Origin of the sequence: Streptomyces sp. NBC_01429, assembly GCF_036231945.1 — a bacterium.
In the GTDB taxonomy this organism is placed as follows: Bacteria; Actinomycetota; Actinomycetes; order Streptomycetales; family Streptomycetaceae; genus Streptomyces.
Window position 1 is genome coordinate 4195535 of record NZ_CP109599.1, and the last position, 12877, is coordinate 4208411.

The following is a 12877-nucleotide window of genomic DNA, read 5'->3' on the forward strand; positions in this document are numbered from 1 at the left end:
GCACCGCACCATCGGGCCCCTCACGGGCCATCCGATGCATCAAGGAGAACACCGTGTTCCTGCCTCACCCCGTAATTGACTCCCTGACCCCTGACCAGGTCCTCATGTGGGACGCGACGTTCTCCCCGGAGGCCAGTGCGCAGCGGCGCCCGGCCATCGAGGAGGGCATCTGGAGGCGCACCCAGGATCCGGCCAACGCCGAGCAGTCCGGGTGGACCGAGGGTTCCTCCGGCCGCCGCCGCGTCGTGCACTACCGCCTCCACTATGGCCTCGACCGGACCCAGCCGATGGAGCGCCTGGTACTGGAGGAGCTGTACTTGTACGTGTCGTGGCTGGCTCCGGCCGCCGAGATCGCCGACCACCGTCGTGATGTGGACCAGTGGCTCACCGACGGCCGGTGGAAGCCCACCGGCGACGAGAACGGCCGACGGCACGGCGACCTGTACGCCACCGTCGCCGAGTACGCCGTCCACCCGCAGGACGAGCGGGCCGGCCGTGACACCCCGGAGGGATTCACGTCCCTCGACGTGGCGATCCACTCGGAGGACTACAGCCTCACCCGGGCCGCTCGGAACCTTCCCTGGGACGTGCTGGCCGGAGGAATCCGGGTCAAGGGGCAGCGCGGTAACCCGACTTACGCCGACGATCTGTCGGGCCTGCTGGACCACCTGCCGTTCGTCGTGGAAGCCGGTTGCGGCACCAGCATCGAAGCGGGCATCCCGCCGCTGCACTGGCTGCACGAGGTCTACCGGGTCACCGACCGCACGGGTGACGACCTCACCCAGGGCTATGCCTTCACTCTCGCACCGTCCGCCGACACCCTGATCAAGGAGATGCTGACGGAAACGGACCGGAAGGTCGGCGACATGGTGTCGATGTTCCAGTCCGTGGTCCTTGCCGAGCCGACCGGCGCGCACCGGGCCCTGAAGGCCCTCTATGACGCCGGAGCGATGACCGGCCCGGTGGCCACCCACAACTTCGACCGCTTATTCGCCCGAGCCGGGCTGGCGGAGGCGTTCATGCGCCGCTACGACCAGCGCACCCCGCACATGCCGTTCCCCGACGACGCCAAGTCCGTGCTCGTGATCGGTCTGCACGCCGACCGGCGTGCGGTCCAGGACCGCGCCCGCGAGCGCGGCCTGAAAATCTTCTACCTGGACACCGAGGGTGTCACCGAGAACGGGGTCCACAAGCCCTATCTCATCGAGGGCGCCAGGGAAGGCGATGTCGTGGTCCGCTCCGAGGCCACCCCCGCGCTGCTCCGCCTGGCCGGACTCCTCAACGTGAGCGTCTGAGCGAAGGCAACCCCGCTTCGCGCCCCCTTCCGTACCGATAGCGTCGGGGGCACACCGAGCACGGTGTGCCCCCGATCCGACAAGGACGTCCTGCTATGCGTGTTTCCGTGATCGGCTGTGGTCACCTCGGTATCCCACACGCGGCGGCGATGGCCGAACTCGGCCACGAGGTCATCGGCGTGGATGTCGACCAGGCTAAGGTCGGCCGGCTCAACGCCGCCGAATGCCCCATCTACGAGACCGGGCTTCCCGAACTGCTCGCCCGCCACACCGCGAGCGGACGCCTGCGGTTCACCACCGACATCCGCGAGGCCGCCGACTTCGCCGACGTGCACTTCATCGGTGTCGGCACCCCCATCGACGCCGACGGCCGCTCCTACGACACCGGACAGGTCTACGGCGCCATTCGCCAACTCGCCCCCCACCTGACCAGGGCCTGCGCCATCATCGGGAAGTCGACCGTCACTGTCGGCACCACTGTCCAGGTCACCGCCCTCGCCCAGCGACTGGCCCCCGCCGGCACGGGTGTTGATGTCGTGTGGAACCCGGAGTTCCTTCGTGAGGGGCACGCGGTGCAGGACACCCTCCGCCCGGACCGCCTCATCGCCGGTCTGACCACCGCCGAGGCGGAGAAGGCGGTCCGCGCCGTCTACGCGCCCATCCTGGACGCCGGTGTCCCGCTGTTCGTCTGCGACCCGCAGACAGCTGAGCTCGCCAAGGGCGCGGCGAACACCTTCCTCGGCCTGAAGATCTCCTACATCAACGGCGTCGCCGACATGTGCGAGGCCGCCGGCGCCGATATCTCCAAGATCGTGGAGATCCTCGGCATCGACCCCCGCATCGGCAGCGGCGGCATGAGGCCCGGCATCGGCTACGGCGGCGGCTGCCTGCCGAAGGATGTCCGCGCCTTCACCGCCTCCGCGCGGCAGCTCGGCGCCGACCGGGCGGCCACTCTGCTGCGGGCCGCCGAGGAGATCAACGAGAACCGCACCGACGTTGCCCTGGGGCTCATCACCCGCGCCCTGGGCGACCGCCCCGTCAAGGGCGCCCGGGTCACTGTGTGGGGTGCCGCGTTCAAGCCCGGTACGAACGATGTCCGCGAGTCCCCGGCCCTCGCCCTCGCTCAGGCCCTCCAGCAGGTTGGCGGCACCGTCACCATTCACGACCCGCAGGCCGTGGCCACGGCCGTGATTCGGAACCCCGAATTCGACTACACCGACGACCTGCCCGCTTCCCTCGACGGTGCCGATCTCGTCGTCCTGGCCACGGAGTGGCCCGAGTACCAGCAGGTCAACCCCCAGGCTCTCGTGGGCCGCCCCGCGAATCCTCTGCTCATCGACTGCCGCACCACCCTGGACCCCGAGCCCTGGCGAGCGTCGGGCTGGACCGTTCACCAGCTCGGGCGGCCCGGGAAGTAGAACCTGGCCCGAGCGGTGGGCCCGTAAGACGTCAGAGGTGGGGCCCGCAAGACATCATCAAGCTCTGAAGCGTGGTGGGGGTCTCGCGCTGTGAACAGTCCTGACATTGTTCTCCGCCGTGCGGGCGGTGCCAATGCACGCGCCGCAGCCGATGTCGGGACTACTGCGCGTCGAGGTCTTCGCCGAAGGTGACGTCCGGCTCGGCGGTGAGGGCTTCGGCCACCTGGAGTGTCTGGGCCCGGTCGATGACGATCTGCTTGAGCGAGCCGAGGCCGCGGATCCGGGAGAGATCGTTGCCCCGAAGGTCCAGGCCGCGGTACTTACCGCCGTCGAATTCGGTCAGTCGCAGGTCGCGTCCGTCGATCAGTGCGGCACCGAGGTCGGCGGCGGAGAAGACGGTCTCGCGCAGAGAGCACGTGGAGAAGATCACGGGCCCGGCGGCACGGACGCGGGTGAGGGAGCTGTAGTCGAACTTGCAGTTCTCGAACAGGACGTTGTCCAGGGTGACGTCTTCGAGCATGGCGCCCATCAGCTTGCAGCCACGGAAGACGGCTCGCGAGACCTTGCTGTCGGTCCACCGCAGGGCGGTCAGGTCGCAGTCGGCAAACTCCACGGAGTCGACACGGAGCTTCTCCAGTCGGGTGCGCTGGGCCGTGAGGCCGGTGATCCGCCCGTCCACCAGGTGAGTGTCCGTCAGGTCGAGGTCCCTGAGATCGGCGTCGGCGTAGTGGAACTCCGCCAGCCGGCCACGGCCGCTCTCCAACGAGGCGACACGGGAGAGGTAGAGGCCCCGGCTCGTTCAGGGCGGGGAGAGTGACGCTCGTGCGGCGGATCGTACGGGTGTCCATCAACAGCCTCTCAACTCAGCGCGGTGACTCGATGACCTGCACTGTCGACACCCCCGGAGGGTGCCGACAGTGGGACGGTTACTTCTCTTTTTCCAGCTGCCCAGGGACGTTTGGCCAGAGACGATCCGCCCTGAAGTCTCAACACGCCTGAAGTTCCCGCGCCACTCGCTCGGCCGTCTGCCGGGCAGCCCCTGGCCGGGGGTCGTCCGGGTCTGCGTGAGGTCCGAGGATCTTCGCGGCGATGAACAGCGTCATCAGCTTGCCGTCCCGGCTCTCCAGATCGTCATGCCGCTCACCGCGGACTCGGCCGGCCAAAGCGGGGACTGCGAGGGAGGCGCCCCACAGGTTTGCCGCGTCCAGGCCGCGCGGGGCCATGCCCCAGTCCTCCCAGTCGAACACGCAGAACACGGGCGCCGTCACATTCGCCCAGTTGAAATCCGCGTGGGCCGGACGCCATTCGCCTACGGTCGTATCGATGCCGGGGAAGACGCGGTGGATCGTTCCCGTGACCAGCTCCGGGGTGAGGGTCTCGGTATCCGGTGTGGCGATCCGGTTGGTGTGCTGCGCGGCGAGGGCGTCCAGAGAGGCGTTCATCGCGGCCCACCACCACTCGGACAGCTGTGGAGCCTCCGTCACCACCGCATTGCCGACAGTTGCCCCAGGCAGCAGATCCGTCTCGTCCGCCCGCCACACCACCGGCTCGCTCTCGTCCCGCCACGCTACGCCGGCGAGCCAGGCCGGTTTCGCGATCCCGAGCAGGGCCTCGGCGGACGCGGTGCCGTCCCCTCCTTGAACCCCGATCCGGTCGAGCCCGCGCCGCTCGATCCGGACCCAGGTGCCGCGATTCGTACGCGCGCCCAGAGACCGGCGCTTGCGCACCAGCGGCTTCCGGTCCAGGCGCACTTCCAGCGATCGCTCCACACGGTTGAGTACGGCCTCCACGGGCTCCTTGCGCAGATCAACCGAACGCAGTGTCATACGCCGGAACGTACCAAGTTCCCGTCGTATTTCGAGGAATGTCCCGGTTCTGTGAACCGTGGCTCGGAGTTCGGTGCTCGGAGCTCGGATGGAGTGAAGGGGCCCTGCTGAGCTGGGGGTTCGGGGTGGGGCGGGGGGCTGGGATTTGAGCTTCGAGGGGCGAGCCCTGTTTTCAGGGATCGGTTGGTCTTTGAACCCACCCACCCTCCCTGACCCGCCCGGCGGGACGCCGGGTGACTTCCCGCGACCGGTTTGCCACTTTGGGTGAGCGCGGTCTAGCGTGCCCCCAGACATACCTGACACAACCTGACGTAAATGGCCCCCGCCTGGTGTGCAACCACCGGCGAGGGCCTGACCACATGAGATCGAAGATAGAAGGCGATCCCCATGGCTGACAGCCAGTTTAGTAGTGCCCCGCGCCCCGCGCGCGTATCCCGCCATCCCATGGCCAGTCCCGGTTACGGCAAACGCTCCGTGCCCGGCCCGGCCGAGGCGTCCGGTGGTGCCTTCGCCGCTCTTCCCGCCCGTGAGGCGTCCATCGCCGGGTTCATCGACCGGCTGCCCGAGGGCGCCGACATTTCCGTGAAGGCCCTGGCCAAGGTGCTGGACTACGGGCAGTGCGCGCTGCGGACCGCCCTCAACCACCTTCAGCGGACAGGGCACTTACGGCGGGGGCGCGAGCATCTGGTGACGGTCGGCGCGGCGCGGTGGGTCACCCGTACGTGGTTCTCGCGTACCGCCCGGGACGATTCCTGGTGGGCCTCCTTCGTCTCCGGAGAGGTGGCCGATGACGTGGCCGATGACGTGGCCGAGGACCGCCCCGAGGGTCCTGACGAGGGCTCCGGTGATGGTGCTGCCCGTACCGCGCCTCCCGCGCCTCCCGCCCCGGCCGCCCCGCCCTCCCCGGGTGCCCCGGCCGCCTCCCGTTCCCGCGCCTACGCCGTGCTCGCCGCCCTCGGGCGGCGGAACCCGGCCGTGTCCCTGTCCGCCGCCGACTGCGCGGCGCTGGAACCCCTGGCCGCCGAGTGGTTCGCGCGCGGTGCCGGTGACGAGGACGTGCTGCGCGCGCTCACGGACGGGCTGCCCGCCGCCGTACACCACCCCGCCGGGATCGTCCGGGCCCGGCTCATCGCCAAACTTCCGCCCGAGCCGGTCCAGCCGCCCGAGCCCGAGGCGGCCGCACGGCCACCCCTGCGCGTCATGGAGTGCTCCACCTGCCGGGCCCCCGGGCGGCCCGAGGCGCTGGTGGGCGGCGAATGCGGTGAGTGCCGGGGGCTGCCCGTGCCCGTACGGCGTCCAGCGCCCCTCGCGCCGGAGCAGGTCCGCGCCCGCGCCGCCCAGGCCCGTGCCGTCGCCTGCGGGCCGCCCCGCTGAGGCGGGTCCGTTCCCGTCAGGACTCCGTGTCCCCGCCCTCGTACAGCTCGAACCAGATCGACTTGCCCTCGCCCCTCGGGTCCACCCCCCACGCGTCCGCCAGCATCTCCATCAGCAGCAGCCCCCGCCCGCTCGACGCCAGCTCGCCGGGGCGCCTGCGGTGCGGCAGTTGGTCGCTGGTGTCCGCGACCTCGACGCGGAGCCTGCGTTCGCCCGGCTCGCCCCTGGCCTCCGCGACGAGGAGGGCGTCGTTGTCCGTGTGGACCAGGACGTTGGTGAGCATCTCGGAGACCATCAGCTCGGCCGAGTCGATCTGCTCCGCGTCCGTCCAGTCGTGCAGCAGCTGGCGCAGCTGCCGCCGGGCGCCCGCGATCCGTTCCGGCTCGGCCTGGGCGACGGTCAGGGCGGTGCGCCGGGCCTTCGGACGGGTGGCGGGGGCGGGGGTACGGTCGCGGGCGAGCAGGAGCAGCGCGATGTCGTCCTCGCGGCGGTCCACCAGCGGACCGGTGGTGTAGTGCGACGTGGGCCCGTGTACGGCCTGGACCAGCGCGTCCGCCAGCCTTTCCAGGGACCCGCCGCCGTGTTCCTCCATGACGGGCCGCAGCCGGGTCCAGCCGGTGGCCAGGTCGTGGCCGCCGGTCTCGATCAGCCCGTCCGTGCAGAGCATCAGCGTCTCGCCGGGCTCCAGGTCCAGCCGGGTCGTCGGATAGTCGGAGTCCGTCTCGATGCCGAGCGGCAGCCCGCCCGCCGTCTGGCGGATGACGGCCGTACCGTCGGCCGAGAGGATCACCGGGTCGGGGTGACCGGCGCGGGCGATGTCGAGCGTGCCGCGCTCCGGGTCGACCTCCAGGTAGAGGCAGGTCGCGAAGCGCGGTCCTGAGGCCGCGTACTCCTCCTCGTCGGAGAGCGGCCCGGCCGCCGGCCCGCCCTCCGTGCCCCCGAGCCTCCCGCCGCCGCCCGTGGCGCCGCCCACGGCGCCGAGATGGCCCTCCGCCCCGCCCATCACCCCGCCGTCCCGTCCCGGGTACAGCTGGAGCCCGGCGAGGAACCGGGACGCCCGCGAGAGCACCGCGTCGGGCCGGTGCCCCTCGGAGGCGTACGCCCGCAGCGCGATCCGCAGCTGGCCCATGAGGCCGGCGGCCCGTACGTCGTGCCCCTGTACGTCCCCGATGACCAGCGCGAACCTGCCGCGTCCCGGGCCCGCGCCCGGCAGCGGGATCATGTCGTACCAGTCGCCGCCGACCTGGAGCCCGCCGCCGGTCGGTACGTAGCGCGCGGCGACCATCATCCCCGGGATCTCGGGTCCGATCGTCGGCATCATCGAGCGCTGGAGCCCGAGGGACAGCTCGCGCTCGGACTCGGCGACCCCGGCGCGCGCCAGCGCCTGCGCCAGCATGCGCGCCACCGTCGTCAGGACGGACCGCTCGTCGGGGGAGAAGGCGACCCGGTGCTTGAAGGCGGCCATCCAGGTGCCCAGGGTGCGTCCCGCCACGACCAGCGGCACGAAGGCCCAGGAGTGGCGGTCGAAGCGCTGCACGTACTGCCAGGTGGTCGGATAGCGGCTCTCGTACGCCTCCGGGGTGGGCAGATAGATGGCCCGGCCGGTCCTGACCGCCTCGGCGGCCGGGTAGTCGGTGTTCAGCTGCATGTCCTCGAACGGTCCGACGTCCCCGGCGTCGTGCCCGTGGTGCCCGATGATCCGCAGCCGGTCACCGGAGACGCTGAAGACCGCGAGGCCGTCCGGCGAGAAGCCCGGCATGGACAGGGAGGCGGCGACCCGCAGCACCTCGTTGGTGGAGCGGGCCTCGGCCAGCGCCCGCCCGGCGTCGAGGAGGAACGCCTCGCGGGAGCGGCGCCAGTCGCCGGTGATCGAGGTGCCCTCGACGGCCGTACCGGGGCGCGGCTCGGACACCTCCTGGACGGTGCCGATCATCTCGAAGTCCTGCGTGCCGTCGGGCAGGGTCTTGACGGTCGGCTTGCACCGGGACCGTACGGTGCGCAGCACCCGGCCCGTGCTGTCCACGATCCGCAGCCGGGCCTCGGCGAGGGTGTCCTCGGCGACGGCGAGACCGACGATGGCGGCGATCTCGTTCCAGTCGACGGGGTGGAAGTGGGAGCGCATCGCGCTCTCGGCCATGACGGTGGGTTCGGCCGCCAGTCCGAACAGCCGTGCCGCTTCGGCGTCGAGGGTGACCGATCCGGCCGCGTTGTCCCAGTACCACAGGCCGGTCTCGATGGCGGCCAGGACTTCCTCGGTGCGCATTGCCCCACTTTATGAATATGTGCAGACCAAACGCCACCGAGGGGGCGTAAAGGGCCGGTCCCGGACAGAGCCGGAAGAGGGCCTGGAAGAGCGCCTGGGCGAGGGGCCGGGAAGGGGGCGGAGGCCGGTGCCCGCAAGGGGCCGGGGCTCCGGGCGCTAACCTTGTGTCTCCTGGCCCACCCCTCGATTGCCAAGACTGGATGAACGACGATGCATCGGTACAGGTCCCACACCTGCGGCGAACTCCGCGCCTCTGACGTCGGCACCGACGTCCGGCTGAGCGGCTGGCTGCACAATCGCCGAGACCTGGGCGGCATCCTCTTCATCGATCTGCGCGACCACTACGGTCTGGTGCAGCTCGTCGCCCGTCCCGGCACCGCCGCGAACGAGGAGCTGTCCAAGCTCACCAAGGAGACCGTCGTCCGGATCGACGGCAAGGTCTCCGCGCGCGGTTCCGAGAACGTCAACCCGGAGCTGCCGACCGGCGAGATCGAGATCGAGGTCTCCGAGGTCGAGATCCTGGGCGCGGCGGGTCCGCTGCCGTTCACGATCAACACCGAGGACGGCGTCAACGAGGAGCGGCGCCTGGAGTACCGCTTCCTCGACCTGCGCCGCGAGCGCATGCACCGCAACATCATGCTGCGTACGGCCGTCATCTCGGCCATCCGGCACAAGATGACCGCGCTCGGCTTCAACGAGATGGCCACCCCGATCCTCACCGCGACCTCCCCCGAGGGCGCCCGTGACTTCGTGGTCCCGTCCCGGCTGAACCCCGGCAAGTTCTACGCGCTGCCGCAGGCCCCGCAGCAGTTCAAGCAGCTGCTGATGATCTCGGGCTTCGACCGCTACTTCCAGATCGCGCCGTGCTTCCGCGACGAGGACGCCCGCGCCGACCGCTCGCCCGGCGAGTTCTACCAGCTCGACGTCGAGATGAGCTTCGTCGAGCAGGAGGACGTCTTCCGGCCGATCGAGAAGCTGATGACGGAGCTGTTCGAGGAGTTCGGCGGCGGCCGTCATGTCACCTCGCCGTTCCCGCGCATCCCGTTCCGTGAGTCGATGCTGAAGTACGGCAACGACAAGCCCGACCTGCGGGCCAAGCTGGAGCTGGTCGACATCTCGGACGTCTTCGCCGACTCCGGGTTCAAGGCGTTCGCGGGCAAGCACGTGCGCGCCCTGCCGGTGCCGGACACCGCCGGCCAGTCGCGCAAGTTCTTCGACGGGCTCGGTGCCTACGCCGTCGAGCAGGGCGCCAAGGGCCTGGCCTGGGTGCGGGTCGGTGACGACGGCGCGCTGAGCGGCCCGATCGCCAAGTTCCTCACGGAGGAGGACGTCAAGGTCCTCACCGAGCGCCTCTCGCTCGTCCCCGGCCACGCGATCTTCTTCGGCGCGGGCGAGTTCGACGAGGTCTCCAAGATCATGAGCGCGGTCCGGGTCGAGGCCGCCAAGCGCGCCGGGCACTTCGAGGAGGGCGTGTTCCGGTTCTGCTGGATCGTCGACTTCCCGATGTACGAGAAGGACGAGGAGACCGGGAAGATCGACTTCTCGCACAACCCGTTCTCGATGCCCCAGGGCGGTCTGGACGACCTGGAGACGAAGGACCCGCTGGACATCCTGGCGTGGCAGTACGACATCGTCTGCAACGGCATCGAGCTGTCGTCCGGCGCGATCCGTAACCACGAGCCCGAGCTGATGCTGAAGGCGTTCGAGATCGCCGGTTACGACCGCGAGACCGTCGAGCACGAGTTCGCGGGCATGCTGCGCGCCTTCCGCCTCGGCGCCCCGCCGCACGGCGGCATCGCCCCGGGCGTGGACCGCATCGTGATGCTGCTGGCGGACGAGCCGAACATCCGCGAGACGATCGCCTTCCCGCTCAACGGCAACGCGCAGGACCTGATGATGGGCGCGCCGACGGTGCTGGACGAGACGCGGCTGCGGGAGCTGAACATCGCGCTGCGCAAGCCGGTGGCGAAGACCGGCGAGAAGCCGGCCGAGAAGCCCGCCGAGAAGTAGCCGAACGGCGAGTACGACGACGGCCGAGGGGCCCGGGACCTTTACGTAAAGGTCCCGGGCCCCTCGGCCGTCGTGCGCGGCCCGGCGGAGTAAAGTGATAAATGCCCGGTATGCACGCCTGTGTCCCCTCCGGGCGGATTCCGCTGGGAGTTGGTCGTCATGGGCGCACTGCTGATCGTGCTTCTGATCGTCCTGATCGTCTTCGGGCTCGGCTTCGTGCTGCACGCCCTCTGGTGGATCGCGGTCGTGCTCTTCGTGCTCTGGCTGCTCGGCTTCCTGATCCGGCGGCCGTCCTCGGGCTCCGGATCGGGAGCCGGTAACGGACGGGGTCGCTGGTACCGCTGGTAGCCGTCCTGGCGTGCCCTACTTGCGCAGCAGCAGGGTGACGCCCGCCACCACCAGGCCGAGGGCCACCGCCGTCGCACCGTAGGCGAGGCGGTGCGCCCTGACCCACGGGAGGAAGCGGTCCACGGCGATACGGCCGGGGCCGGTGAGGGCGAGGGCCGCCGCCCCGGCCGTGAGGAGCAGCTCGTACTCGATGCCGGCCGGGGCGAAGAAGTGCCCGGTGCCCTTCACGGCGATGGCGTTCACCATCGTGCCGACCACGGCCGCGCCCGCCAGCGGGGTGAGCAGGCCGATCGCCAGGCCCAGACCGCCGAGGGTCTCGCTCAGCCCGGCCACGACGGCCAGCGCCTTGCCCGACGGGTAGCCGCTCATGGTGAAGAACGCGCCCGTGCCGTCGATCCCGCCGCCGCCGAACCAGCCGAACAGCTTCTGGCTGCCGTGCGCGGCCATGGTCAGGCCGAGTACGACACGGAGCAGCAGCAGGCCGACGTCATAGGCGTACGGCGTGGCGGCGTGGGGTGCGGCGGGGGCGCCGAGGCCGGTGAGGCCGGTGGTGCCGGGGTTGAGTGTGCTGGCGCTGGTGCGCGAGGGGGATGACATAGCGGCGTTCTCTCCTGAGGTGAGGGGGGTGAGGGACGCTGTACTTGAAAGTTACAGCAAATCCCTGTGAGACGGCCGGCCGGGCCGCTCGCCGGGCCTCTCCGGTCGTCCCCCAGGCCCCTTGGCGCGCCCCTCACCAGGCCCTTTGCCGGACGGCCGGATATTTTCCGCGTCGCGGGCAACCCGATCCGTGTCCCATCGCGTTCCACAGGCGTGGCAGATCGAACAGAATGGCGAGGACAGGACCATGGATCCGGGCGACGCCGACTTCGAGGCATTCGTCGCCGCCCGGGGAGCGCGGCTGCTGCGGGTGGCGTGGCTGCTGACGGGCGACGCGCATCTGGCCGAGGACCTGCTCCAGAGCACCCTCGCGAAGGTGTGGCCGAAGTGGTCGCGCATATCGGGGGACCGGCCCGAGGCGTACGTCCGCAAGGCGCTGGTGCATCTGCACGCCTCCTGGTGGCGGCGGCGCTGGCGCGGGGAGCTGTCGTACGCCGATGTCCCGGACAGGGCCGGGGCGGTGGACTCGTACGCGCACGTGGATCTGGAGCAGTCGCTGGCGGCGGCCGTCCAGGCGCTGCCGGTGCGACAGCGGGCCGTGGTCGTGCTGCGGTACTTCGAGGACCTGAGCGTGCAGGACACGGCGGCGGCGCTCGGCTGCTCCCCCGGCACGGTCAAGAGCCAGTCCTCCAGGGCGCTGCGCTCGCTGCGGGCCCTGCTGCCCGAGCGGGTGGACGGCGGTGACCGCTGTGGGTGAGCCGCGACCGGGCTCCGGCCCGGTGGACGGGCGGGCGGGCGATCAGGACCAGCAGGATCAGCAGGATCAGCAGGATCAGCAGAGCCAGAGCCAGGGCCAGGGCCAGCAGGAACAGCAGGAACAAGAACTGCGGGTTCTGCTGGAGCGGGCCGTCCCCCGGCTGCCCGACCCCGAGGGCCGCTTGGCGGGGGTGCGGGAACGCGTCGTACTGGCCCGGCGCAGGCGGCGTACGGCCGGGGCGGCCGCCGCCACCGTGACCGCGCTCGTCCTGGCCGGGGTGCTCCTCCCCGGGGTCCTGCGCGGCGGTTCCGGGCCGGTACCGCCCGCCGCCCCCGGCCCCTCCGTCAGCCACCACGACGACGGAGGCCGCGACGGCGGGGGCCGCGGCGCCACGCCGGAACCGTCCCGGAGCGACGGGCAGGACGAGCGCGTCCGATTCCCCCAGCTGGGCGGATTGAGCCTGCGGCTGCTCCCGGGCTGGCGGGCGCAGATGAGTCCCGAGGACGCGGTGTCCGGGCCGTACGCCCACGCCTTTCTCGCCAACCAGCCGCTCGCCGACCACTCCCCGGCCTGCGACACCAAGGAGCTGACGGAGTGCGGCCCGATCGTCTCGCTGCTGCCCAGCGGCGCTCTGGTCAGCATCGCGCCCGCCTCCGGGGATGCCCGGTCGGTCGAACTCCAGGGTCTGTCCGAGTTGTCCCTCGTGGGCTCCCCGTCCTCCTTCTGCCGGAACATCGGCGGCGTCAATGAGTACGGCGCCCTGCTGGGCGGTCCCTCGAACCGGGCGGAGTTCGCCGTCAGCCTCTGTCTCGGCGGCGACTCGCCGGTGGTCGTGGAGGACGTCCATACGATGATCGCCAGCGCAGACTTCGTGACAGGACCGGACGAACCCCCCACAAACGGCTCCACCGCCGCCACCAGCTCCGGCCCCACCCACTCCGGCCCCACCTCCAGTCCCACCCCTCCCAGGAACGCGAAATGAAAGGCCC

General features: G+C 70.8%; 11 protein-coding genes. 7 read left to right on the forward strand and 4 right to left on the reverse strand.

The genetic code is table 11. The annotated features are described in order from the left end of the window. The first annotated feature begins 53 nt into the window (after positions 1 to 53). Together OG627_RS18290 and OG627_RS18295 are read left to right on the forward strand one after the other, a co-directional pair. Positions 54 to 1295, forward strand: coding sequence for a hypothetical protein (locus tag OG627_RS18290; RefSeq protein ID WP_329066427.1), 1242 nt, complete (start codon positions 54 to 56; stop codon positions 1293 to 1295). A gap of 95 nt (positions 1296 to 1390) precedes the next feature. Beyond that, positions 1391 to 2713, forward strand: a complete 1323-nt coding sequence (locus OG627_RS18295; RefSeq protein WP_329066429.1) for a UDP-glucose dehydrogenase family protein — start codon at positions 1391 to 1393, stop codon at positions 2711 to 2713. 160 nt (positions 2714 to 2873) lie between these two features. Here the strand turns inward: OG627_RS18295 and OG627_RS18300 are convergent, their stop codons facing one another. Further along, positions 2874 to 3476 (reverse strand): pentapeptide repeat-containing protein, encoded by a 603-nt coding sequence (locus OG627_RS18300; RefSeq protein ID WP_329066431.1) that lies wholly within the window; start codon positions 3474 to 3476, stop codon positions 2874 to 2876. Between the two features lie 223 nt (positions 3477 to 3699). Continuing rightward, a complete protein-coding gene (locus OG627_RS18305) occupies positions 3700 to 4539 on the reverse strand; it encodes a hypothetical protein (RefSeq protein ID WP_329066433.1) in 840 nt (279 codons plus the stop codon). Between the two features lie 444 nt (positions 4540 to 4983). Here OG627_RS18305 and OG627_RS18310 point away from each other — a divergent pair, with 444 nt between their 5' ends. Then, on the forward strand, positions 4984 to 5913 hold the full coding sequence (locus tag OG627_RS18310) for a hypothetical protein (protein WP_329066435.1): 930 nt from the start codon (positions 4984 to 4986) through the stop codon (positions 5911 to 5913). A 16-nt stretch (positions 5914 to 5929) separates the two neighbouring features. Here OG627_RS18310 and OG627_RS18315 read toward each other — a convergent pair whose 3' ends face one another. Next, positions 5930 to 8176, reverse strand: coding sequence for an ATP-binding SpoIIE family protein phosphatase (locus OG627_RS18315; RefSeq protein ID WP_329066437.1), 2247 nt, complete (start codon positions 8174 to 8176; stop codon positions 5930 to 5932). A gap of 210 nt (positions 8177 to 8386) precedes the next feature. Between OG627_RS18315 and aspS the strand changes: the two genes are divergently transcribed. Both aspS and OG627_RS18325 read left to right on the forward strand, forming a co-directional pair. Next, positions 8387 to 10186: an aspartate--tRNA ligase gene (gene aspS / locus OG627_RS18320; protein WP_329066439.1), complete on the forward strand. Its 1800-nt coding sequence runs from the start codon at positions 8387 to 8389 to the stop codon at positions 10184 to 10186. 159 nt (positions 10187 to 10345) lie between these two features. Next, a complete protein-coding gene (locus OG627_RS18325) occupies positions 10346 to 10534 on the forward strand; it encodes a hydrophobic protein (RefSeq protein ID WP_329066441.1) in 189 nt (62 codons plus the stop codon). Positions 10535 to 10549: 15 nt separating this feature from the next. Here the strand turns inward: OG627_RS18325 and OG627_RS18330 are convergent, their stop codons facing one another. Beyond that, complete coding sequence (locus OG627_RS18330; RefSeq protein WP_329066444.1) at positions 10550 to 11131, reverse strand: DoxX family membrane protein; 582 nt, start codon at positions 11129 to 11131, stop codon at positions 10550 to 10552. Between the two features lie 247 nt (positions 11132 to 11378). Here OG627_RS18330 and OG627_RS18335 point away from each other — a divergent pair, with 247 nt between their 5' ends. Continuing rightward, on the forward strand, positions 11379 to 11888 hold the full coding sequence (locus tag OG627_RS18335) for a SigE family RNA polymerase sigma factor (RefSeq protein WP_329066446.1): 510 nt from the start codon (positions 11379 to 11381) through the stop codon (positions 11886 to 11888). Continuing rightward, on the forward strand, positions 11872 to 12870 hold the full coding sequence (locus OG627_RS18340; protein WP_329066447.1) for a hypothetical protein: 999 nt from the start codon (positions 11872 to 11874) through the stop codon (positions 12868 to 12870). The genes OG627_RS18335 and OG627_RS18340 overlap by 17 nt, the downstream gene beginning before the upstream one ends. Positions 12871 to 12877: the final 7 nt, after the last annotated feature.

Excerpts from the sequence above, each read along its gene's own strand:
- OG627_RS18295 (WP_329066429.1), top strand. The coding sequence starts at position 1,391 with ATGCGTGTTTCCGTGATCGGCTGTGGTCACCTCGGTATCCCACACGCG.
- OG627_RS18305 (WP_329066433.1), bottom strand. The coding sequence starts at position 4,539 with ATGACACTGCGTTCGGTTGATCTGCGCAAGGAGCCCGTGGAGGCCGTA.
- OG627_RS18310 (WP_329066435.1), top strand. The coding sequence starts at position 4,984 with ATGGCCAGTCCCGGTTACGGCAAACGCTCCGTGCCCGGCCCGGCCGAG.
- OG627_RS18315 (WP_329066437.1), bottom strand. The coding sequence starts at position 8,176 with ATGCGCACCGAGGAAGTCCTGGCCGCCATCGAGACCGGCCTGTGGTAC.
- aspS (WP_329066439.1), top strand. The coding sequence starts at position 8,387 with ATGCATCGGTACAGGTCCCACACCTGCGGCGAACTCCGCGCCTCTGAC.
- OG627_RS18325 (WP_329066441.1), top strand. The coding sequence starts at position 10,346 with ATGGGCGCACTGCTGATCGTGCTTCTGATCGTCCTGATCGTCTTCGGG.
- OG627_RS18330 (WP_329066444.1), bottom strand. The coding sequence starts at position 11,131 with ATGTCATCCCCCTCGCGCACCAGCGCCAGCACACTCAACCCCGGCACC.
- OG627_RS18335 (WP_329066446.1), top strand. The coding sequence starts at position 11,379 with ATGGATCCGGGCGACGCCGACTTCGAGGCATTCGTCGCCGCCCGGGGA.